The organism is Bradyrhizobium diazoefficiens (genome assembly GCF_016612535.1).
GTDB classification, from domain to species: domain Bacteria; phylum Pseudomonadota; class Alphaproteobacteria; order Rhizobiales; family Xanthobacteraceae; genus Bradyrhizobium; species Bradyrhizobium diazoefficiens_C.
Genome location: NZ_JAENXS010000001.1, coordinates 119,354 through 142,337 on the forward strand (window position 1 = coordinate 119,354; position 22,984 = coordinate 142,337).

Sequence of the window (22,984 nt, forward strand, 5' to 3'; positions counted from 1 at the left end):
CGGGGAGAGGCCGGATCGCCTCGGCGATGCGAAGCATCGTCCGGTGCGATCCGGGTGAGGGGGAGTCTCCGCGAGTCCAATTGTCACCGCGATTGCGGAGACGGCCCCTCACCCCAACCCTCTCCCCGTAAGAACGGGGAGAGGGAGAAGAGTCTCATCATCCGAACACATACGACGCCATCGCCACATTCGCGACCTCGTCGACAAAAACGCGGTGGCCGACATCGCTGCCGGCAGCGCCGGCGACAACCATCAGCGGCAGCAGATGGTCTTCGCGGGGATGGGCGAGGCGCGCGCCAGGCGCACTCTCCCAATCGACCAGCATCGCGGTGCGGCGCGCCGCATCTGGCGCGCTGATCGCCTCGTTCAGGTAAGCCTCGAAGTCGTAGGACACCGGCTTCGACTCCGCGCGTCCAAAACCGCGCATGTTGTGATAGGTGAGCCCGCTGCCGACGACCAGAATGCCTTCGTCGCGCAGCGACGCGATCGCCTGCCCGGCCTTGATGTGCTCGGCCGCGCCGTAACTCGATTTCAGCGACAGCAGCACGATCGGAATGTCCGCATTCGGATACATCAGGCCGAGCGGCACGAAGGTGCCGTGGTCAAAACCCTGATTGGCATCTTCCCGGCAATCGAGGCCGGCGCGCGCAAGCAGCGCCTTCACCTCTACGGCAAGCTCGGGCTGGCCCGGCGCCGGATATTCGATGTGATAGGTATGCTCGGGGAAACCGTAATAGTCGTACACCATCGGCGGATGCGCCGAGGTCGACACGGTGAAGGCGTCGGCCTCCCAATGGCCGGTGATGACCAGCACCGCCTTCGGCCGCGCGGGCAGAAGCTGCGGCAACCGGCCGAACTCCGCAACGGTCTTGGCATACTGCACCCGCCTGTCCTCCATGAAGGGCCAGGGGCCGCCGCCATGCGACAGGAAGAGGGTCGGAAATCGCGTCATTTGTGCCGGCTCGTCTCGTTGACAACATGCGCGTGCGAACGGCCCGCGCGATCGGCGGCGAGCATAGGCAAACCGGTATGGTTAGCAAGCCGTTAACGATTTGCCGCCCACAATCCAGCCGTGGCCGAAGGAATCGGCCAGAAGACAAGCGAGACGTTGAGATGAAGAAGTTTGCGCTGGGGGACGTCGTCAACAGCGACAAGGGCCGTCGCGGGGTCGTCCGTGCCGCCTACCGCTCGAAGGAAGGCCAGCAGTTCTACGCCGTCGAGAAGGACGGCGCGATGGACTATCTGGAGGAAGACCGGCTCAGCGCGGCCCCGCGCGTCGAGCTCGCGGCCTAAATCCAACTCATTTTTTGCTCTCATGCGCGATGCGGTCCAGACGCTCCGACCAGGGGTCGTCACCGCTCGCGATCCGATCGTTCGCGATCAGCAGCAGACGATCGCGATCTGAGGCCGCATCCCAATGCGGCAGCTCCGTGCCGTTGGGATCGCCGCTTTTTGCGAAATTGATCCAATAGGCCCGCATGCGGTTTGCGACCTCGCGATCCCTGCGCGAGAAGATGCCCGCGCCGGGCACGCCCTCGGCGCCGAAGATGAACTGCAACTCGCGCCCGTGGCCTTCGTCGGGATTGCCGCGCCGGGCTTCCGGCACATAGGCAAAGCGATAGCGGAAGGTCGGCGCGCCGGTCGCAGCATGAAGCCTGGCGAGCATTCGCACCGGCTCGGAGAAGACCTTGTCAGTGTAGAAGCTCCCCGCAACGTCTGACGATTTGACGGCGTCAGGATAGAGCTTGCGCAGTTCGCCGACGTTCTCGCCGGACGATGACAGCACCTCCTTGATCTCCAGCTCGCTGTCGAAGCGGGTCTCGTCCTCGTTCGAGCCGACGATCAGGGGAATGCGGCTCTGATGTCCCGCTGCAAATCCGGCGGCGATGTCCTCCGTCACCAAATTTCCATCCACCGCCGGCGCAAAGCTGCGTGGCGATGTTTCCAGCAGACGCCTTTCAGCGGCAAGCAGCCGTGCCGGTTCGACCGAGCGCAAATCCCCCTCGTGCCCGAGCGTGGCGACAAACTCCCGGCCTGCGGCCTCGGCCTCTTGCGACGACGGCAGGCGCGCGCGGCCGGGCACCGATTGCAAAATGGCTTTCTGGAAGAGATCGCGTGATTGGGCGCACAGCATCAACAGCGCAATCGATGTCGCGCCGGCGCCGTTGCCAAACAGCGTGACGTTGTTCGCATCGCCACCGAACGCCGCGATGTTGTCGCGCACCCAGCGCAGCGACGTGATCTGGTCCATCAAGCCGAAATTGCCGGAACCGCCGTCCCACAGCGCGGGATGCGTGAGCCAGCCGAGCGCACCCAGACGATAATTCACGGTGACCACGATGAGCCCGGCCTGCGCGAGCCTGGCGCCATCAAACAGCGGATCATTGGCGGTCCCCGTGACAAAGCCGCCGCCATGGATGAACACCATCACCGGCAGCGGCCCGTCGACGCCGAAGGGGCGAAACACGTTGAGCGTGAGGCAATTTTCGCGCGAAGCCGGCATCAAGGGCTGGAGACAGGGCGGCCCGTAGTCGTAGGCCGTGATCATCTCCGAACTCTCGGGCAAGGCCTGCGGCGGACGCCAGCGCAGGCTGCCGACCGGCGGCGCGGCATAGGCCAGCCCTTTGAACGACGCCACCTCGCCCTCGACCGCGCCGAGCATCTGGCCTTCGCGGGTCAATGCAAACGGAAACTGGCCGACCGGCTGGGCCACGGCCCTGCCCGCACAGCAGAGAACGACGGACGCCGCGACGAGTGCCAGCAGGAACCGCATCTTCGGGTGATCTCGATGCGCGAAAAGGTTCCCCTTGAGGTTACGTCCACGCCCAGCGGCGAGGCAAGCGCCGTGGCGGCGGCTAGCCGCCCTTGGCAATGATCTCCGCCAGCGCGCGCCGCGCGATGATGCCGAGCTCGCCGAGCGTGGAGTGACCGGACCGCGCCGCCTCGATCAGGCGCTCGGCGATGAACCTGCGGCTGTCGTGATCGCCGCCATGCGGCAATTGGCGGCACGTCTCCTCCAGGACAACGTCCATGTTGGCTTTGGTTCTCTCACTCAACTCTGTCATGACGTCCGGCCGGTACGCGTGGCTTGTAACCGCAAGCATACACAGACGGATCGTGCATGATTAGCCCGGGCAATCACGGCCCAGTCACGGCCATTGTGCATCGCGATGCGTGCATCGAAGCAACCTTCGCGCCGCCACGACGAGGCCGCAAACGACTACCGAAGATTGCACTTGCTCTGATGACAAGCCGAGCCTGCAGCGCTAGCCTGCCGGCAAAACAAAATACACGGGAGGAATGCCATGCCTGATGCAATGGTTGCCGCGCGTGAGCCCGAAACGGCGAGCGGAACAGCCCAACAGGTCGATGTTGCCGTGGTCGGCGCCGGATTTGCCGGCCTCTATCTTCTCCATCGCCTGCGCAAGGCCGGCCTCTCGGCCGTCGGTCTCGACGAGGCCGGCGATATCGGCGGCACCTGGTACTGGAACCGCTATCCCGGCGCGCGCTGCGATATCCAGACCATCGACTACAGCTACACCTTCGATCCGGAACTCGACAACGAGTGGACCTGGTCGGAGAAATACGCGACCCAGCCCGAGATCCTGCGCTATCTCGGCTTCGTCGCCGATCGCTACGATCTGCGCCGCGATATCCGCTTCAGGACCAAGGTGACCGAAGCCAGATGGGACGAGGCGACGGAGCGCTGGCAGCTCTGCACCGACAACGGCGCGCCGGTCTCCTGCCGCCACTACATCATGGCCACCGGCTGCCTCTCCGCGCCGAAGCCGCCGGAGATCGACGGCGTCAAGGATTTCGAAGGCAAGATCTATTTCACCGGACGCTGGCCGCATGACGGCGTCGATCTCGCGGGCAAGCGCGTCGCCGTGATCGGCACCGGCTCGTCGGCCATCCAGTCGATCCCGCTGATTGCCGAGCAGGCCGCGCATCTGACCGTGTTCCAGCGCACGCCGAATTTCGCGCTGCCCGCGCATAACGGCCCGGCGCCTGAGGATCGCAGGACCTTCTTCGAAAGCGACCGCGCCGCCTATCGCGATCAAGCGCGCCAGTCGATGGCCGGCGTGCCGTATCCGCAGCAGACGGTGGTGAGCTGGCAGTTGAGCGACGCCGAGCGTCGCGAACGTTTCGAGCGCGCCTGGGCTGCCGGCGACCTCGTCCATATCCTGACGCAACTCTGGGCCGATCAGGGCGTCGATTTCGACGGCAATGCGCTGATCGGCGAACTCATCCGCGAGAAGATCGCCGCCGCCGTGAAGGACCCGGAGACCGCGGCGGCGCTGATGCCGCACGATCATCCGTTTGGCGCCAAGCGTCCCTGCCTCGATACCAATTACTATGCGACCTACAACCGGCCGAACGTCACGCTGGTCAATCTGCGGCAGGAGCCGATCAAGGCGATCACCGCAACCGGCATCACCACCGGCAAACGTCAGTTCGATGTCGACGCCATCGTGTTCGCGACCGGCTTCGACGCCATGACCGGCGCGATCCGCGCCGTGCATCCGATCACCGGGCGCGGCGGCAAGTCGCTGACCGATGTCTGGGCGCAGGGGCCGCAAAGCTATCTCGGGCTCACGGTCGCAGGCTTTCCGAACTTCTTCATGATCACCGGGCCCGGCAGCCCGTCGGTGCTGTCGAACATGCCGGTGTCGATCGAACAGCATGTCGACTGGGTCGTCGACCGCCTGGCTGCATTGCGCGATGCCGGCTTCACCACGATCGAGCCGACCGAAACGGCACAGGCCGGCTGGGGCCGGCACATGGCCGACTGCTCGATGGTGACCCTGCATCGGCTCGCCAACACCTGGTACACGGGCGCCAACGTTCCCGGCAAGGTGCAGGGCCTGATGCCTTACACCGGCGGCGTCGGCCCCTATCGCCGTATCTGCGACGAGGTCACGAGCCGCGGCATGCTCGGCTTCAAGCTCACCGGCCCCAACGGCGCCGCGCAGTGCAATGACGGCGAGGTGGTACGGCTGCAGCCGGACGTGCGGCTGGTGCTGAACCTGCTGGCGTCGCTGAACCTGCCGCCGATCGAGTCGATGGGCGCGATCGGCGCGCGCGCCTTCGTCAACGAGTTCAACAAGAGCCGCCCCGCAGGACGGCCGATCGGCGACATCGTCGACGGCATTTTGCCCGGCGCGGATGGACCGCTGCCCTATCGCGTCTACAAGCCGGCCACGCCCGGACCGCATCAAATCGTAGTCTATTTCCATGGCGGCGGCTGGGTGCTCGGCGACGAGCAATCGGACGAACCGTTCTGCCGCGACATGGTGCGGCGGACCGGCCTGACCTTCGTCAGCGTCGGCTATCGCCACGCGCCCGAGCACCGTTTCCCGGCGGCCGCCGAAGACGGCTATGCGGCAACGCGCTGGATCTCCGAGCATCTGGCCGAGCTCGGCGGCAAGCCGGGCCCGGTGCTGGTGGCGGGCTGGAGCGCCGGCGGCAACATCGCGGCCGTTACCTGCCAGCTCGCGCGCGATCGTGGGGGCCCGCAGATCGCCGGCCAGCTGCTGGTGTGCCCGGTCACCGACTGCAGCATCGACCACTCGTCCTACACCGAGAATGCGACCGGCTACTTCCTGACGCAGTCGCTGATGTACTGGTTCCGGGACCTCTACTGCTCGCCGGCCGACTGCACCGATCCGCGCGTCTCGCCGCTGCGCGGCAAGGTCGCGGGCCTGCCACCTGCCCTTGTGGTCACCTGCGAGTTCGATCCGCTGCGCGACGAAGGCATCGCCTATGCGGAAGCGATGGCTGCCGCCGGCGTTCCGGTCGAGCAGTTGAGGGCGCGCGGCCATTTCCACTCGTCCTTTGCAATGGTCGACGTGGTGATCACCGGCGTCCAGGGCCGGGTGCAGATGGCCCAGGCGCTGCGGCGCTTCGCCGGGCTTCCGCCGGAGGTCCGAAGCGGCGACGAGACCAGCCAGGGCCATGCGAGCCCAGGGCATGAGATCGCGGCGGCCGCGAGCTAGGCCGCCATTGGCCGGGAACCTTTTCCCGGCCGCCGCGTTCTCAGAACGTGGCATTGAGATGCAGTGATGGGTATGACCCTGGCACGCGAGGTGTTGCGTGCTGGGGTTCTTTTTGCGTGAGGCGGGGGCGATGGGCGGCGTATCAGTCGAGTCAAAGGTCGATTTCAGCGCGCGCGCCGCGCTGCATAAATGGCCGTCGCTCGCAAACGAGCGCCGGCCGGACCGAGACTCTTACCAGGTCAGCGAAGGCACGCTCGACCAGTGCATCTCGGCTTTCATGGCGAAGCCGCCGGCAACCCGACATCTTTATGAGATTCACACGGCGCCGCAGCCGCCACTGGTGACCGATATTCTCTCGCCCGAGCACGTCACCGAGCTGTCGCGACTACGCGAATTTCTGTGAAGGCGCGCAACAGCAGGAACCTTCTTCCGGCGGGTCCTGTTATCAGGGATCGGAAGCCAATGCGTGGAAGTCAAGGCGTGAGTGCCTGCGATGCGAGATGCCAGCGTACCCGATCCGACCGTGCCCTATGGCGCAGACCAGACCCTGTTCGTGGTGATTGATCGCCGCGGCGAAGGGGCTGAAATCCCCATCGAGCGGAGCGACCTCGACGCCACGATCGGCGAGCTTGTGGCGGGCTGCTTCAACGATCCGATCAAGGTGATCTCGTTCAACACGCTCGAACACTGGATGAAGGATATCTCGAACGAGATCGCCGGCGAAATTCGCGCGCGCTGCGATATCGACGGCGTGACGCTTCCCGACTATCTCAGCGATTTCGTCGAGAGCCATAGCTGAGGATTACGGGCGTCAGCCGCGTCGCCTGCCGGCGATGACCTCGACCTCGCGGCGACGTTCGCCGGCGAAGGTCAGGAGCTTTTCGATCGTCAGCGTATCCGTGATCCGTTTGGCAAGTCGCTCGGCGCGCGCAGCCTGATCTTCGAGATACTGGATCGTGTTCAAGCGTCGTCTCCCCCAAAGTCCCGAATTGCCGGGCACCCATGGTGCGTGAGAGCAGCTAACAGCCGGTTAAGCGCGGCGCGTCGATCTCGACGCGTGCCGCCCTATTGCACGACGTCGAGCCGGACATTGGCGACGCCCTTATCGACCATGCCGAGCGCCTCGGCAGCTGACGGCGAGATGTCGACCACGCGGCCGCGAACGAAAGGGCCGCGATCGTTGACCCGGACGGTCACGAAGCGGCCGGAGGACACGTCGGTGACGCGCAGCTTGGTGCCGAACGGCAAACTGGGATGCGCCGCGGTCAATTCGTTCTTGTCGAACTTCTCGCCGCTCGCGGTCTCCGTATCCGAGTAGAAGCTCGCAACGCCCTGCGACGCCGTCTGCCTGGCGCTCGCGACGTGGTCCGGCGAACGCGGCCTGTAGATCGGATGCGGATGCAGCGCCGCCACCCTGTGCGGACGCTCGATCGCGGTTTGCCTTATGGTCGGAGCAAGATCGGCTTTCTGGCGGCCAACCGGTGATTGTGCGCACGCGGCGAGCGATGCGGCACCGATGATGGCGAGCAGCAACCGGGGCGCGGTTGCTGGCGAAATCGGGGCAGTTTCGGCACGTGCAAAGCGAGACATGATGCGCCCTCCGAACACGCCTAAGTTTCGGTGGGCAATGAGGGCAGAACCTTGGCTGAACAAAAGCGGCCCTGGGGCCGCAATTGTTTCGCGCCGGCTGTGATGATTCCACCACAGTTAAATGTCCTGAATCGACACAGGATCGCGAAAAATCAGCCCGATAGCCCGCACCAGACGATCGGGCGCTTCTCCGGCCGCGCCTCACTCAGTTCGACGTCACCGTTGATGAGCCGCATCAGTTCGCGCCGATAGAGCAGCCGCCAACCGGTTTTCAGGCTGGCGAGAAAGTCGAGCTCCCGTTGCGTCAGCGTGCACATCATGAACCCGGCCGTACGTCAGGCTACGAAACGTAGTGTTACAGATTGTAGCGTTTAGGACTGGCGGGCGCAAGGCGGGATTGATGGCATCGCCGACCACCCGCCGGGCGAGCGCATATCCGCAGGCTGCGGACGCGCGCTGCTAGAAATTCGGCCCCAGTGCGATCTTCGTGATCGTTCCGTTCCTGACGCCGATCCGCCATTCCGCCGAACCGTTGGCGAACTGGGCGACATAGATGTCGCTGTCGAGCGCGGTGACGCCGCGGAAAGAGACCGCACGCAACGCGCCGAGCCGCGTCAGGATCGCCTGATCGAACGGAAGCTGCTGACGCGTGATGTCGGCCACTTCCGACGTCATGTGCTCGTACTCCGGCTGCCCCTTGCCGACGCTTTCGATGTAACTGCGCAGCATCTCCTCGCCATTCGCGATCGGAACGGCGCGGCGCGCCGCGCGCCCCGGCCGCGTTCCAATGTTCGCGGCCTCGACATTGTGGAAGCGGGTCTGACGGCCCGGCACCAGGATCTCCACGCACCGCCCGGACTTGTCGGCAATCACCCAGGGATTGTTCACGGTGGTCACCGCGGCCCACGACACGTTGGGCCTGACGACGCTTTGCATCCTGCGATTACCGTCGGCGTCGAGATTGAAGACCTGGATGTCGTCGCCCATCTCGTTATAGACCATGATCCTGATCGGCGACGTGCCGGCGCGGCCGCGCACACTCGCCTCATCCGAGCAAGAGACGATACCGCCGAGCTCGTCATTGCCGTCGGGCCGGAAGATCACATCGCCGGCCTTGCCGTCGGGGTCGATCAGCAGGCGGAATTCCGCCGTGCCGTTCTCGAACTTGGCGCCATAGATGTCGTAGCCGCCGGGCCCGACGCCACGGAAGAAGATCGATTCCAGCGCGCCGAGCGCCACAACCGTCGCACGCGTTTCATCGAGCTGCCGGTGCACCTTGGCGGCGAGCGGCGCGCTCATGCGGTCGTAGTTCGGCGTGCCGTGGCGTAGATCCTCGATCCCGCGCAGGATCATCTCCTTGCCACCGTCGGCCGGGACCTGCTCCCGGAAACGATCCGGAACCCGCGCGAGACGGCGTGCGAAGTCGGCCTCGACGGCCTGCGCCGTCGCCGCATCGATCCGCGGCGCGAGACGGGCGCCGAAGACCGCATTCTGGACCAGGACGCGCGAGACCCTGGACTGCTCGTCGCGCAGGAAGATCAGGAGATTACGGCCTCGAATCGAGAAGACATCGGCACCTTCGGCCAGCAGCGCGGCACCGCCCTGCACGGATTCCTGCACCTGGAGCCGATCGCCGTCGCGTCGCACGGTGAGCACGCGGTTCGGCGCGATCCTGTACCAACCGACATATTGGTCGAGCGAACTCGCATCGGCGGCCGCCATCGGCATCTCGGCGACGCGAGCGGCGCGCACGTCGCGGCCGTTCATGCGCAGCATCAGCTCGGACGAGCGGCGCTCCGCATCGATCGGGAATGTGATCTCGCCGAAAGACGACGCGTAGGATGCCGTGCCATCCTTGCCGACCGTCAGGCGCAACTTGCGCTGCCCGGTCAGCTGTCCATAGAGCTCGTCGCCCTCGCGGAAGATTGCGAACACCGAGGCAGGACCCATCGCATAAAAATTGACGAACGGACGGTAATGCTCGGCCGGCACTTCGCCGAGATCCGTACCGACCGGTACGGGATCCGGCGTGCGATAGGCGATCATGCCGGTCGACACGATCACGACTGGTACGATCGCGGCCGCGATCCACAGCCGCTTGCGCCAGCCGACCGCGACGGGCAGGCTTGCAGCCGCGATGATGCGTTCGACGCGCGCGCGCACGGTCGAGGCCCGCGCCATCGCAAGCTCCATCGGCCGCGGCTTCACCGAGGCCGCGACGTCGAGCAGGATTTCCGCATAGGACAGCCGGTCGTCGATCATCTCGATCGCCCGGGCGTCACTGATCATCTCGGCGAGTTCGGCAAGCCGCGCGAGCTGCCACCAGGAGAACGGGCTGAACCAGAACACGACGCGGTTGAGCGAGGCGAGCAGCAGGACGTAGAAATCGCAATTGGCGACGTGCGCGCCCTCATGGGCGAGCACCGCGAGGCGCTTCTTCGCGTCCCAGCCGAAAAACTGCGGCGGCACCAGGATGGTCGAGCCGAAGGTGACGGGACCGCCGACATCGCGACTGACGCGCACATCGGCATCGATCATCTCACGGCTTTTGACCGGCTTTGCCGCACGCGCCAGACGCCAGGTCAGGCACAGGCCGATGGCGAGCCGCAGCAGCAACAGGCCGGCGACGCCGGCGTAAAGGGCGGTGGCGACCATCCACCAGTCGATCGAGAGGCCTCGCTTCATCACCGGTGCGATGGCTGCACCGGACGCGATCGGCAGCGACGGCTGTGGGTGCTCCAGCATCGAGAAGTCCGCCGGCCAGGATTCGTCCAGCACGGGCACGGACAAGGGCAGCCGGTCGACGGTGAGCGTCGGCCAGTGCATCGCGAACGGCATCGCCAGCGATGTCAGCAGCACGACGGTCCACGCCGTCATGTGGACGTGCGGATTGCGCACGCGAAACAGGTTGAGACCGATCCAGACGACGCCTCCCAGCGCGAAGGAGCGTAACGCCGCCTCAGCCAGAGCTGCGATCATTCTTTCTTCACTCCCCTTGCCTTCTTCGCCTTGGCCACCTGGTCGGCCAGCGTACGCAATTGCTGCTGGTCGAGCATCGCATTGTCCACCATGCCGACGAGGACCTCCTCCATCGAGCCGTTGCAGAACCAGTCGACGATGCGTTGCACCGCCTTGGCCGCCACGCGGGCGCGCTCTTCCGCGGCGTGGTAGACATAAGTGCGTCCGTCCACGGTGTGGCGAGCATAGCCTTTTTCTTCCAGCCGGCGCAGCACCGTGCGCACCGTCGATTCCTTCAGGCGCCGCGACAGCCGCTCACGCACGATTTCGGCCGTGACCGGACCATGGGCCCATACCAATTGCATGACCTCGTGCTCGAGATCGCCCAGGTCGGGCAAACGATCGTCCATGGTGGCTACCTAACAGCTTGAGATTCTTGTAACGCTACGGACCGTCGCATATATGGCAACGGCCGACAACGGCGATTCCACAAAGCCGTCATGCCCGGGCTTGTCCCGGGCATCCACGTCTGGCCTCAATCGCCGATGCGCGTGGATGGCCGGGACGTAGGCAAGCGGAAGCGACGCCGTCCTTCGGACGGCTATGCCCGGCCATGACGGCTTGGAGACACTCAGTACTGCGGCTCGTACATCTGCGACTGGATCAGGGCTTTCACGTCGTTGGGCGCGGGTCCGTCGGCAAGTCCGCGCTGAAAGGCGACGTCTGCGACAGCCGCCGCGATGAGGGCCGAGACCTCGCGGATGCGGGGCAATGCCGGATAGAGGCTACCCTGGTCCAGATCCTCCTTGCCGACGCAATTGGCAAGGGTGTGGGCGGCCGCCATGAACATCTCGTCGGTCACGAGCCGCGAGCGGCTGGCGATAACGCCGAGGCCGACGCCGGGGAAGATGTAGGAGTTGTTGCCCTGGCGCGGCACGAAGGTGCGGCCGTTGAGCTTCACCGGATCATAGGGGCTGCCGCAGGCGAACAGCGCACGGCCCTCGGTGTAGCGATAGGCGTCCTCCGCCGAGCATTCGGCCTTCGATGTCGGGTTGGACAGCGCGAACACGATCGGCTGTTCGTTGAGCTCGACCATCGCCTTGAGCACCTCGGGCGTGAAGGCGCCGCCGACCGCAGCGACGCCGATGATCGCCGTCGGCTTCAGCGTCTTGATCGCGGTGAGGAAATCGGCGATCGGCGCCTGATCGGTATGGGCATAGCGGCGCTTGTGGCCGGACAGGCCATCGCGGCCGCCGACAACCAGGCCGCGCGAATCCACCAGCCAGTTGCGCCGCAGCGCCTCGGCTTCCGTTGCGCCTTCGGCCATCATGGCGGAGACCACGAGATCGGCGATGCCGGTCGCCGCCTCGCCCGCGCCGAGGAACAGGATTTTCTGATCTTTCAGCTTGCCGCCGCTCAACCGCAATGCCGAGAACAGGCCAGCGAGCGCCACCGCCGCGGTGCCCTGGATGTCGTCGTTGAAGACGCAGGCCTCGTCGCGATATTTGTGCAGCAGCCTGAACGCGGAATGGTTGGCGAAATCCTCGAACTGGATCAACACGCCGGGAAAGGTCTTTCGCGCAGCGACCATGAACTCGTCGACGAAGCTGTCATAGGCCTCGCCGGTGAGCCGCCGTTCGCGCAGGCCGAGATAATAGGGGTCACTCAACAGCTCTTCATTGTTGGTACCGACGTCGAGCACGATCGGCAGGCAATGCTCGGGATGTACGCCGGCGCAGGCCGAATAGAGCGAGAGCTTTCCGACCGGAATGCCCATGCCGTTGGTGCCGAGATCGCCGAGCCCCAGGATGCGCTCGCCATCGGTGACGACGACGAGTTTCGCCGGATAGGGCCAGTTTTTCAGAATCTCGGCGATCTGACCGCGATCGCGCGAGGAGATGAACATGCCGCGGGGCCGCTGGAAGATCAGACCGAATTTCTGGCAGGCGAGTCCGACCGTCGGCGTGTAGATGATCGGCTGGATCTCGTCGATATTGTCGAGCACGACGCGGAAGAACAGTGCCTCGTTGCGGTCATGCAGCGCGTTCAGCGCGACGTATTTTTCCAGATCGGTCGGCAGCGAGCGCAGATTGATCAGCACGCGTTCGACCTGGGCCTCGATCGTCAGCACACAGGGCGGCAGCAGGCCGCGCAGGCCGAGCGCGGCGCGTTCCGCCTCGGTGAAGGCCGTACCCTTGTTGAGCAGGGGTTCGCGCAACAGCGCCATGCCGTGGGCAAAATCGGATGAGGTCGGTTGGGCGCCGACCCGAGCAGGTCTATTCACGAATTCCCCCAGGGAGTTTCTTATTGAAGGGCGGCCATTGTCGGCCAGCGCTCAGGCGAGATCAAGGACGTTACCTCGTCAGCAGCGATTGTGATCTCGCACCGCAGCGAGCTTTTCGCGAACGATAAAAGGATAACATCGAGGCTTCCAACCCTCATGGTGAGGAGCGGGGTACGCGCGTCTGCGGACGATTGTGTGCATCGATGCAGCGACATCGGCACTGAGCTCCCTCTCCCGCTTGCGGGGGACGGCTGGGGTGGAGCTGTCTCCGCGGCGGGATTGTCGAGGATGTCCCTGCGCGCGACTATCCGGCCGCCCGCCTTGGCGTCAGATTGGCGGCGCTATCGGCCGCCGGCGCGACATGCATCAAAATGGTCTGAGTGGCGGATGCGACCTCGATGCCGTTCTGCTGGAAGCGCTGCTTCATGCGGCGGTTGAACTCGCGCTGGACCGGCCAGCGGCCGGCCTCGGTGCAGCGGATCTGGCCGACGATCGACACCATCGCGCCATCGACCTTGTCGATGCCCCAGAGATCGAGATCGCCGCGGATCAAGGGGCGGAATTCGCTCTCGCGGCGCATCTCGTCGACGATGTCCTTGAGGATCTGGCCGGCGCGGTCGGTGTCTTCCTTGTAGGCGACATTGACGCTGACGGAGGCATTGCCGGCGCCGCGGCTGGCATTGGTGATGGTCGTCACCGCGCTGAACGGTACGATGTGCACGGCGCCGTCACCAGCGCGCAGCCGAATGGTGCGGATCGAGACATTCTCGACCACGCCTGACAGTCCCGACACGCTGACGGTATCGCCGACCTGGACCGTGTTCTCCAAGAGCAGGAACAGGCCGGTGATGAGATCCTGCACCAGCTTCTGCGAACCGAAGCCGATCGCAATGCCGACGATACCGGCACCCGCGAGCAGCGGGGCGACATTGACGCCGATTTCGCTGAGCGCGGTGAGGCCGACGATGGTGGCGATCAGGCACAGAAGTGCGGTCCGCAACATCGGCTGGAAGGTGCGCAGGCGCGCCGCGCGGGCATAATGCCCGTCGCGCGACAGCGTATTGATCTGCCGGTCCAGCAGCGCATTGCTGGCCTCCCAGATCGCCGCGGCGATCACAACAGCGATGCCGATCGTCGCCACCGCCGAGATCAGCCGGCTGCCGATCTGGCCGCCATAGAACCAGACGATGGCATCGACGCCCCAGACCTCGAGCACGGCGACGAAACCGATAAAGGCAATCACGCTCGATACGATCTTGCGCAGCAGCGGCAGATAACGATTGGCGCGGATCTCCAGTCCGGGAAAGCGCTGGAGGATTTCCGGCTGGATGCGGAAGCCGCGGTCGATCAGGCTCAGCGTCACCATGATCGCAATCCGCGTGATCAGCACCACTGCGACGGTGCCGACGAAATATTGCAGCAGCAGCGAATAGCCGTTGCGGATGTTCAGCGCCCAGACCGCCCACAGCGCCAGATCGAGCGCGATGGCAAGATAATGCCAGCCGCCGGCGATGCGGTTGCGCAGGCGCGCCGCGAGCCCTTGCCGGTCGGCCGGCGCGCGGATGGCATCGGCGACCTGGTGGCGGCATTGCAGGATGATGACGACGATAAAGAGGTGCACGACCAGCATCACCATGCGCACCAGCGCCGCGTAGCCGCCGCGGTGCAGGCCGAGCAGCAGCGCCACATTGGCGAAGGCGATGCCGGACACGGCGACGCCGACGATGCGGCGCGCCCAGATCTCGATATAGGCCGCCGTCTCGGCGCGCACCGGAAACAAGCCGAAGGGTCCTGCCAGCGCGCGGACGACACAGATGAGACCGCGCGAGAACGCATAGGCGTTGACCACCGCGAGGATCACGAGGCGGACGGTTGCAGGCTCGCCGATCTCGGTTCCGAGCAGTGCGGTCGCAAGGCTGACGAAAACGACCACCGGGAGCAGTTCGAGCAGCAGCCGCCCCAGCACGAAGGGCAGCCGCAGCAACAATTGCCAGACGCGCGCGAGGCTGTGCCGGCGCTTGTGCAAGTCCGGCGAAGGGGTGACATCGGCGACCGATGACGGCGGATCGGCAATGGGCAGCACCTCGACCGGCAGGCGCGCCGTCTGCGGCATGCGTCCTTCGAGAAACGCAACCGGACGCCGGATCAGGCGGACAATCACCCATTCGGCCGCAAGCGCACAGCCGAACACCAGCGCCAGCTTCCAGGCGATCTCGATCAGCAGATTATAGGCGTCGGGATCATTCGCGGTCCGTACGATCCAATAGTAGAACGCCGGGAAATGCGTGAGCGTCCGCGCCATGCCGGCGACATCGCGGGAGATCTCGCCGATCTGCTCGGATACCGTGAGCAGAAGCTGCGCGCCGAGGCCGTCGGCCGACAGCGGGATCGGCGATTTCGATTCAGGCGCCGGCGGCGCGGGCTGCTGCTGGCTCGACGCGTTGGCAATCGCGCGGAGCGTGTCGATCATCTGCGCGCGTTTCTGGTCGTCCTGAAGCGTCTCCAGCGCGCGCCTGGCTTCATCAGGCGACAGCGCGGCAGCATTGCTGGCGGCCGGCGCAGTCGGCTCGGCGCGGACGCTGGGGACGGAGGAGATGGCCAGGAAGATGGCGGTGAGAAGCGCCGGGACAAGCTTATGCGACACGCGGATTCCTTGACTTTTGTACCGGCCAGGCGATGTCGGGCATGGGTAGAAAAACGAACCCAGCTTAGTAGGTCCGCATAGCGAGATGCGGGATTCCAGCATCCATGAACTCAGACCCGCAAGCGACGAAGCCCAGCTTCTCATAGAGCCCAAGCTTGTCCGTCTGAGCCGCGAGGTAGAAGCGGTCCACGCCGTATGATCGGCACGCCGACATCGCGACTTCCATCATGCGTCTGGCAATGCCCGATCCACGGCTGTCGGCTCGAACGGCCACTCGACCAATCTTCGCGTGTTCCGGCAGGAACACAACGCGCAATGTGCCGATGACCTCACCTTCATGGATCGCGACAAAGTGCGTCGCGGCCGGATCGTATTCGTCGATCTCTTCCTCGACTGGCACCTCTTGCTCAATAACGAACACCTCGTGTCTCAACGCAAACGCGGCTTTGCCGAGCGCCGAGGCTGTGGGCACGCGAATGACGTGAACTTCGGGTGTTTGAGCCGGTGCTTGCATTTGATCCCTGCTGCCACTGGCGTTTGAGGCCGGACGGCCAATACGACTAAACCTTAAAAAATGAAACGCGCCGGCAGCGGTCGAATCGTCACCGCACCAGGCGCATGCGTCATGTCGGATGCAGCTATTCGCCTCGATGGTGTGTCGGAAGTTTGCCGGTGAGGCGACAATCTCTTGGCATTTCCCGCAAGGCAGCGAATGCGCCAAAACGCACAGCGCCGGGCAGGTAGGGGCTCTGCCTTACTGATGCAGCCCTCTAGACCTGTACCCGGCGTGCCGTTCGCGGTTTTGCCGCTATGCGATAGTCCGAACGAGCTCCATCGCACTTAACGCGGCTGGATTTGCGGAGGTGGAGTCATAGACCTCCCCTTGCTCATGAGGTGGACGTTATGCGTCGCTTGTTTGCGACCACGGACATGCTCCTCCCGCGACATAAAACTGTCAAGCAAGGATCAATGGCCTGCGGATCACATTTGCACGCCAGTTCCGCGAGGACCGACTTACACCTGAGCACGGCACTGAGGAGCACCTGCGCGATGATGACATCATGCCCCTGTTTTGCCCGACGGGTCAACTTAGATTCTCTAATTCCGAATATTATTTGCGCCGGCGGTCAAGCCGTTGATTCGGCTGTCATCGGCTACTGTGCATGGGGTTGTTTTTCGAAACTCTTGTCGGTGACAGCGAGCACGCGGCCCTTTTGCCCAATGACTGTCACCGATCCCGCTTCTTGCGCTGCTTCCCTTCCTTCTCGAGCGCCTTGCGGAATTCGTCGAACTCGGCCAGCGAGGCCTTATCGGTGCGAGGAAAGCGCAGGTCCAGTTTTTCCAGCGCCGCGACAATGACCGAGCCGATCACGACGCGGGCGAACCATTTGTGGTCGGCGGGCACGACATACCAGGGCGCATGCGACGTCGCGGTGTGGCGCACGATGTCTTGATAAACCGCCTGGTAGCGCGGCCACAGCGCGCGCTCCTTGATGTCGCCCATCGAGAATTTCCACTGCTTGGCGGGAATCTCCAGCCGGTCGAGGAAGCGCTCGCGCTGCTCCTGCTTGGAGACATTGAGAAAGAATTTCAGCACCAGGGTGCCGTTGCGGCAGAGATAGCGCTCGAAGGCGGAGATGTCCTCGAACCGCTCCTTCCAGATGTTCTTGGTGACGAGACCTGACGGCAGCTTCTCCTTGGCGAGGATCTCCGGATGCACGCGCGTCACCAGGCATTCCTCGTAATGGGAGCGGTTGAAGATGCCGATACGGCCGCGCTCCGGCAACGCGATCACATGGCGCCAGAGGAAATCATGGTCGAGCTCCTTGCTGCTCGGCGCCTTGAAGGCGGACACCTCGCAGCCCTGCGGATTGATGCCCTCGAAGATCGCCTTGATCGCGGAATCCTTGCCGGCGGCATCCATGGCCTGGAATATGATCAGGATCGACCAGCGATCCTGGGCGTAGAGCTTCTCCTGGAATTCGACCAGCCGCTTCTTGTTGGCGTCGAGAATGTCCTGCGCGCTCTCCTTGTCCAGATCTCCCTTCTCGCTGGTCTTGTAGTTTTTCAAGTGAAACTTGCCGGACCCGTCATGCCGAAATGGCGTGATGTAGCGGTCAAGTTCCTGGGCGAGCGATTTGGACGGCTTTCTGCTCATGAGCGCGGGGCACCTTGCGTTGCGGCTTCAGTCGGTCGAGCAGGCTACCAAGAATGCCCTTGGGAAGGAATATGATGAAAAGCACCAGCAGCACGCCGTAGACGAGATTGTCCCAGCCGACCGCCCTGGTGCCGAAGCCGATGCGCAAGGTTTCCGCGAGCAGGATGGTGATGACGGCGCCGACGGTCGGACCGAGCGAAACGAACAGGCCGCCGACGATGGCCGCGAACACCATCTGGAGCGACACTGCGATGCCGGAGACGGTGTCGGGCGTGATGAACATCTGGTACTGGCAATAGATTGCGCCGGCCAGCGCGGTCATCAAGGCGCTGATCAGGGTGATCTTGAGTTTTTCCGCGGTGACGTCGATGCCGGCGGCGGCAGCCGCGTCCTCGTCCTCCGAGATCGCCTCCAGCGCGTAGCAGCTCATGCTGCGGTCGACCAGGTGCCAGACAATGATCCCCCCGAGCCACACCGCAAGCGCGATCAGGTACCAGGTGGTCTTGTCGTCGAATTGCAGCGCGAGCAGCTTGTTGCCCGGCGCGCGGTTCGGTGTGTAACCGAGCGAGCCGCCGGTATAGTCCCGCGTCGCGGTGATGATTTGTAGCACGATGCCGGAGAGCGCGAGCGTCACCAGCACGAAATAATGCCCGGTGATGCGAAAGCGAAAACAGGGGTAGCCGACGATCAGCGCCAGCGCGGCGGCCGCGACCATGCCGACGGGAATGCCGATCCATGGCGACAGGCCGAGATGATTCCAGAGCAGCGCGGTGACATAGGCGCCGATCCCCATGAAGCCGCCATGCCCGAGCGAGACCAGGCCGAACCGTCCCATCATCGACCACGATGTGTAAGCGAACGACCAGATCAGGATCAGCACCAGGATGTGCAGATGATAGGGATCGCGATAGACGAAGGGCAGCGCGACCAGCGCCGCCAGTCCTATCCCCCAAGCTGCAAGCCGCCGTTGCGCTGTCATCCCTTGTCCCATCATCGGCGCCTCGCGAGCAGGCCCGCGGGCCGGATGAACATCATGACGATGAAGAAGGCGAAGGCGAGCACATAACCCCATTCGAGATCGGAGAACAGGCCGCCCAACGATATGATCTCGGCGAAAACGAAGGCCGCGATGAAGCCGCCGATGAAATTGCCCAGACCCCCGAGCACGCAGATCAGGAAGGTGATCGGCCCGAAGGACAGCCCGACGAAGGGATGCACGTCATATTGCAGCACCAGCAAACACGCAGCGAGTCCGGCCAGCCCACCGCCTATCGCCGAAGTAATGAGGTAGATCCGCTTCGTATCGACGCCCATCAGCGCCATGATCTGCCGGTCCTGCGAGATGGCGCGAATCGCCGTGCCGGTGAAGGTACGGGTCATAAACAAATAGACCGCGACCATGCCGACCAGTGCAGCCAGGAATGACAGAAGTCGCGCGTAACTAAAGTTCATGTCGCCGAAGGCGAGCACCGGCAGACGGATGCCGAGGTTGCGGAAGTCGATACCGAAGGCGACGGTGGCAAAGCTTTGCAGCACGAACAGCACGCCACCGGTCGCGAGCAGCTGGTTGATCGGCGGCGTCGTCAAGAGCGGCGCGATCACGAGATAATGCAAGAGAGCACCGAGCATCGCGACCAGCAGGATGGTCAGGGGCGCTGCGATGAAATAGCTGATGCCGTAATACTGCACCAGGAAATACATCGCGTACATGCCGATCATCACCAGCTCGGCGTAGCAGATCCAGGTCACGTCGATGACGCCGAAGATCAGGTTCAGCCCGAGCGCGAGCAGTGCCAACACGCCGCCGAGCAGGATGCCGTTGATTACGGCCTCCAGCAGGTAGATGTCGAAAATGTCCAAAAACGCTTGCATGCCTGCACGCCCCTCACACCCCGAGATACGCTTCCCTGACCGTGCTGCTCGCCAGCATCTCGGCCGAGGTGCCCGAGGCGCGGATCGAGCCGGCCTCGATCAGATAGGCCCGGTCGACCACGCGCAACACCTGCTGCACGTTCTGCTCGACGATCAGCACCGTCAGCCCGCTGGCGCGGATCCGCTTCACCAGTTCGAACACCTGCTGCACCACGACCGGCGCCAGCCCTGCCGAGGGCTCGTCGAGCAGCAGGAGTTTTGGGCTCGACATCAGCGCGCGGCCGATCGCGCACATCTGCTGCTCGCCGCCGGACATGGTGCCGGCCATCTGATGGCGACGTTCCTTCAGCCGCGGAAACAGGTCGAACACGACCTCGAGCCGCTTGGCATAGTGGGCGCGCGCCTCCTTCATGAAGGCGCCCATCTTAAGATTGTCGTCGACCGAGAGCTGCGGAAACAGACGCCGGTTCTCCGGTACATGCGCGATGCCGAGGTTGACGATCTTGTGCGCCGGCGTCGCGAGGACATTGACCCCCTCCATCGCGATCGACCCGCGCGAGGGACGGATCAGGCCGGAGATGACGCGCATCAGCGTGGTCTTGCCGGCGCCGTTAGGACCGATGACGCCCACGGCCTCGCCGGCCTTGACGTCGAGATCGACGTCGAACAGCGCCTGGAAGGTGCCATAGCCGGCGTTGACCGATCGCAGCTTCAGCATCGTCTAGCCTCCCGCTCGGCGGCGTGCTTCAGCGGCCGCAGCCTGCGTGGTCTCGGCATCGGTGCCGAGATAGACCTCGATGACGCGCGGATCGCTGGCGACCGCGCTCGGCATACCTTCCGAGATTTTCTCGCCGTGATCGAGCACCATGACGCGGTCGACGACGCGCATCAGCACGCCCATGATGTGCTCGACCCAGATGATGGTGATGCCGAGCTCGTCGCGGATGTTGCGCAGCATGTCGGCCGCCTGGTCCATCTCGGCCTCGTCGAGACCGCCGAGGCTTTCGTCGGCGAGCAGCAGTTTTGGTGCAGTGGCGAGCGCTTTCGCGAGCTCGAGCTTCTTCAACCCGGCCGCGCCCAAGCCGTCGACGCTGGCGTGGCGATCCGTCGGCAGACCCACCATCGCGAGGGCGCGTTCGGCCGCCTCCTCTGCCTTGACGCGGCTGTGGCGACCCTGGCCGTAGAAACCGGCGAGCGCGACGTTCTCGAAAATGCTGAGGCGGCGGAACGGCCGCGGGATCTGGAAGGTGCGGCCGATGCCGCGGTTGATGATCCGGTGCGGAGCCAGGCCTGCGATCTCGGAGCCATCGAACAGGATCGATCCGGAGCTCGGCGCCAGCGTGCCGGAGAGCATGTTGAAGATCGTGCTCTTGCCCGAGCCGTTGGGGCCGATCAGGCCGAGGATCTCGCCCTGATCGACTTTGAACGAGACGTTGTTGACGGCGGTGAAGCCGCCAAACCGCTTCACCAGCCCGCTGACCTCCAGCACCGACCCCGCTCCGTTAGCTCGCTTCCTCGGGCAACAGGATGAACTTACGCCACGCCCAAGTGGCCGAATGCATGACGGAGATCGCGATCAATAACCCACGTACCAAGCGGGCAGCCATGCGCAGGCGCATCTAAACCTCCCTGGACGATTGTGCATTGCAATTTTTTGCTTTTGCTTTTTCGCCATCACATGGGCTGGGCCGCACGATGTCAAGCCTCGCGCGTCAGCGCGAGGCGAACTGCTGCGCGATGAAGGCCGTAACAAATCGCGGCATGGTCGGCGTAAGATCATCCATCCCGCGTACGAGATGGATAGCCGAGAGCTCCGGCTCGTCCTGAGCAGCCAGGTTGGCTTCGATCCGCGCGCGAACCGCCTCGCCCGGCATGTCCAGGTTGAGAATCTGCATCATTGCAATCGAGAGGCCGGTGACGACACAGTGCCAGTCCGCCTCCGCTGAATAATCGGCGGGGGTGAGGCCGGTCTCCTCCTCGATTTCGCGGACGACGCTGCCGGGGATGTCGAGCGTGCTCTCCCTGATATCGTTGAGGTCGGGCGTGCCGGACGGGAAGTAGATGCGCCCTGGATTGGCCGTGTGATGCGCCATCTCGCCCATCACGAAGGCACCGTCGGAAGCGCGCAACGCCCCCATGCCGAAACCGTTGAACACGGTAGGATCGGGAAAGCCCCAGTCGCGCCAGGCCAGGAAGCTCGCGAAATCCGTCTCGAAATAGGTCGCAGCGAGATGACCGCCCGTGAAGACGGCATCGCGCCCGAGCAGCACTCGCCCGTTCCAGATTTTCGGCCGCGCGCATTGTTGCTCAGCGAAATGCGCCGCGATCTCGGCGCGGCGCTCCTCGGCGAACGGCCAGACGACGGGGCGTACGGCAAGATCGAGCGTCGTGACGCGATGAATGGTCGATGACGTCATGGACGTCCGACTACCAAGCCTTCGCGTCAGTTATTTGGCGGTCCCAGTGGTTTTCTTGGCCTGGTCGACGAACTTGTTGGTGAAAGTCTTGCTGACGTCGATCTTGGCGTTCGCCACTTCGGGCGAACCGACACTGAACACCGCCAACACGGCCTCGGCGCCCTTCGGATCCATCTTGCCGGTCTCGGAGAACATCGGGATCGTGTTCTTCAGCGCAGCGAGATAGAGGTCCTTGTTCTTGCCGACCATCTCCTCGGGCATCTTCGCCATGATCTCCTCGGGCGAATGCGAATGGATCCAGGCAATCGTGGCAAGCATCGCATTGGTGAGCGCCTGAGTTTCCTTCTCGTGACCATTGATCCAGGCAACGGTCGAGTACAGCGCACCACCCGGATACTCGCCGCCGAACGTCTCGAGCGTGTCCTTCTGCGTACGGGTGTCGCTGAGGATGCGCAAATCCTTATGGCTGCCCTGGAGCACGGTGACGGAGGGATCGAGCATCACCGCGGCATCGATCTGTCCTTGCTCCATCGCAGCCACCGCCGTGGCCCCGAGACCGACGCCGATCACGGCGGTGCCGGCGGGATCGAGCCCGTTCTTCTTCAGGAGATATTTCAGGAAGAAGTCGGTGGAGGAGCCGGGCGCACTGACACCGACCTTCTTGCCGGCGAGGTCCTTGACCGACTTGATATCTCCCGTGTGCGAGGGCGCGACCACCAGCACGAGGCCGGGATAACGGTCATAGACCACGAAGGCCTGAAGCTCCTGCTTCTTGGCGGCGAGGTTGACACAATGGTCGAAATAGCCGGAGACCACGTCGGCGCTGCCGCCGAGCACGGCCCTGAGCGCGTCCGAGCCGCCCTTGAGGTCCACGAGCTCGACATTGAGGCCGGCCTTGTCGTATTCGCCGAGCTGCTTGGCCAGCACCGTGGGCAGGTAGCACAGGCAGGCCCCGCCGCCGACCGCGATGGTCACCTTGCTTTGCGCTGCGGCAAGACCGCTGGTGAGCGTCAGCGCGAGCAGCGCGCCGGCGAGCCTGGCAATCGTGTTCTTCATTGGTTTCCT

Annotated in this window: 22 protein-coding genes; 4 read left to right on the forward strand and 18 right to left on the reverse strand. The window is 64.2% G+C overall.

Annotation, left to right across the window (positions count from 1 at the left end):
* Positions 1–157: 157 nt before the first annotated feature.
* Positions 158–952, reverse strand: a complete 795-nt coding sequence (locus JJE66_RS00550) for a class III extradiol ring-cleavage dioxygenase (protein ID WP_200512189.1) — start codon at positions 950–952, stop codon at positions 158–160.
* 161 nt (positions 953–1,113) lie between these two features.
* Between JJE66_RS00550 and JJE66_RS00555 the strand changes: the two genes are divergently transcribed.
* Positions 1,114–1,293 carry a hypothetical protein gene (locus JJE66_RS00555; RefSeq protein WP_200512190.1) on the forward strand — a complete coding sequence of 60 codons (180 nt, stop codon included), beginning with the start codon at positions 1,114–1,116 and terminating at the stop codon, positions 1,291–1,293.
* 7 nt (positions 1,294–1,300) lie between these two features.
* On the opposite strand, the gene JJE66_RS00560 is transcribed toward JJE66_RS00555, so the two are convergent.
* Complete coding sequence (locus JJE66_RS00560; protein WP_200512191.1) at positions 1,301–2,773, reverse strand: carboxylesterase/lipase family protein; 1,473 nt, start codon at positions 2,771–2,773, stop codon at positions 1,301–1,303.
* Between the two features lie 82 nt (positions 2,774–2,855).
* Complete coding sequence (locus tag JJE66_RS00565; RefSeq protein ID WP_200512192.1) at positions 2,856–3,104, reverse strand: hypothetical protein; 249 nt, start codon at positions 3,102–3,104, stop codon at positions 2,856–2,858.
* Positions 3,105–3,305: 201 nt separating this feature from the next.
* On the opposite strand from JJE66_RS00565, the gene JJE66_RS00570 reads away from it, so the two are divergent.
* The 3 genes from JJE66_RS00570 to JJE66_RS00580 all read left to right on the forward strand — a co-directional run bounded on the left by JJE66_RS00570 (position 3,306) and on the right by JJE66_RS00580 (position 6,795).
* Positions 3,306–5,996, forward strand: coding sequence for an alpha/beta hydrolase fold domain-containing protein (locus tag JJE66_RS00570; protein ID WP_200512193.1), 2,691 nt, complete (start codon positions 3,306–3,308; stop codon positions 5,994–5,996).
* Between the two features lie 130 nt (positions 5,997–6,126).
* Complete coding sequence (locus JJE66_RS00575) at positions 6,127–6,399, forward strand: hypothetical protein (protein ID WP_200515235.1); 273 nt, start codon at positions 6,127–6,129, stop codon at positions 6,397–6,399.
* 90 nt (positions 6,400–6,489) lie between these two features.
* Positions 6,490–6,795 (forward strand): hypothetical protein, encoded by a 306-nt coding sequence (locus JJE66_RS00580; protein ID WP_200512194.1) that lies wholly within the window; start codon positions 6,490–6,492, stop codon positions 6,793–6,795.
* Positions 6,796–6,807: 12 nt separating this feature from the next.
* Here the strand turns inward: JJE66_RS00580 and JJE66_RS00585 are convergent, their stop codons facing one another.
* From JJE66_RS00585 to JJE66_RS00655, 15 genes are all read right to left on the reverse strand, one after another.
* Positions 6,808–6,960: a hypothetical protein gene (locus tag JJE66_RS00585; protein ID WP_200512195.1), complete on the reverse strand. Its 153-nt coding sequence runs from the start codon at positions 6,958–6,960 to the stop codon at positions 6,808–6,810.
* A gap of 101 nt (positions 6,961–7,061) precedes the next feature.
* Positions 7,062–7,586 carry a septal ring lytic transglycosylase RlpA family protein gene (locus JJE66_RS00590; protein ID WP_200512196.1) on the reverse strand — a complete coding sequence of 175 codons (525 nt, stop codon included), beginning with the start codon at positions 7,584–7,586 and terminating at the stop codon, positions 7,062–7,064.
* A 152-nt stretch (positions 7,587–7,738) separates the two neighbouring features.
* On the reverse strand, positions 7,739–7,906 hold the full coding sequence (locus tag JJE66_RS00595) for a hypothetical protein (RefSeq protein WP_200512197.1): 168 nt from the start codon (positions 7,904–7,906) through the stop codon (positions 7,739–7,741).
* Positions 7,907–8,045: 139 nt separating this feature from the next.
* On the reverse strand, positions 8,046–10,565 hold the full coding sequence (locus tag JJE66_RS00600; RefSeq protein ID WP_200512198.1) for a M56 family metallopeptidase: 2,520 nt from the start codon (positions 10,563–10,565) through the stop codon (positions 8,046–8,048).
* Entirely contained in the window at positions 10,562–10,954 is a 393-nt protein-coding gene (locus tag JJE66_RS00605) for a BlaI/MecI/CopY family transcriptional regulator (RefSeq protein ID WP_200512199.1), read from the reverse strand. Before JJE66_RS00605 ends, JJE66_RS00600 begins: the two co-directional genes overlap by 4 nt.
* A gap of 221 nt (positions 10,955–11,175) precedes the next feature.
* Positions 11,176–12,771, reverse strand: coding sequence for an NAD-dependent malic enzyme (locus tag JJE66_RS00610; protein WP_200515236.1), 1,596 nt, complete (start codon positions 12,769–12,771; stop codon positions 11,176–11,178).
* Positions 12,772–13,132: 361 nt separating this feature from the next.
* On the reverse strand, positions 13,133–15,472 hold the full coding sequence (locus JJE66_RS00615; protein WP_200512200.1) for a mechanosensitive ion channel domain-containing protein: 2,340 nt from the start codon (positions 15,470–15,472) through the stop codon (positions 13,133–13,135).
* Positions 15,473–15,536: 64 nt separating this feature from the next.
* The gene (locus JJE66_RS00620) at positions 15,537–15,986 is read right to left on the reverse strand and encodes a GNAT family N-acetyltransferase (RefSeq protein ID WP_200512201.1); all 450 of its coding nucleotides are present in this window, start codon (positions 15,984–15,986) and stop codon (positions 15,537–15,539) included.
* Between the two features lie 714 nt (positions 15,987–16,700).
* Positions 16,701–17,630: a polyphosphate kinase 2 family protein gene (locus JJE66_RS00625; RefSeq protein ID WP_200512202.1), complete on the reverse strand. Its 930-nt coding sequence runs from the start codon at positions 17,628–17,630 to the stop codon at positions 16,701–16,703.
* The gene (locus JJE66_RS00630) at positions 17,590–18,609 is read right to left on the reverse strand and encodes a branched-chain amino acid ABC transporter permease (RefSeq protein WP_246756021.1); all 1,020 of its coding nucleotides are present in this window, start codon (positions 18,607–18,609) and stop codon (positions 17,590–17,592) included. Before JJE66_RS00630 ends, JJE66_RS00625 begins: the two co-directional genes overlap by 41 nt.
* Positions 18,610–18,620: 11 nt before the next feature.
* Positions 18,621–19,502 carry a branched-chain amino acid ABC transporter permease gene (locus JJE66_RS00635; protein WP_200512204.1) on the reverse strand — a complete coding sequence of 294 codons (882 nt, stop codon included), beginning with the start codon at positions 19,500–19,502 and terminating at the stop codon, positions 18,621–18,623.
* 13 nt (positions 19,503–19,515) lie between these two features.
* Positions 19,516–20,220 carry an ABC transporter ATP-binding protein gene (locus tag JJE66_RS00640; protein ID WP_200512205.1) on the reverse strand — a complete coding sequence of 235 codons (705 nt, stop codon included), beginning with the start codon at positions 20,218–20,220 and terminating at the stop codon, positions 19,516–19,518.
* A 3-nt stretch (positions 20,221–20,223) separates the two neighbouring features.
* Positions 20,224–20,991, reverse strand: coding sequence for an ABC transporter ATP-binding protein (locus tag JJE66_RS00645; protein WP_200512206.1), 768 nt, complete (start codon positions 20,989–20,991; stop codon positions 20,224–20,226).
* A 223-nt stretch (positions 20,992–21,214) separates the two neighbouring features.
* On the reverse strand, positions 21,215–21,919 hold the full coding sequence (locus tag JJE66_RS00650) for an NUDIX hydrolase (RefSeq protein WP_200512207.1): 705 nt from the start codon (positions 21,917–21,919) through the stop codon (positions 21,215–21,217).
* 30 nt (positions 21,920–21,949) lie between these two features.
* The gene (locus tag JJE66_RS00655; protein ID WP_200512208.1) at positions 21,950–22,975 is read right to left on the reverse strand and encodes an ABC transporter substrate-binding protein; all 1,026 of its coding nucleotides are present in this window, start codon (positions 22,973–22,975) and stop codon (positions 21,950–21,952) included.
* Positions 22,976–22,984 lie beyond the last annotated feature (9 nt).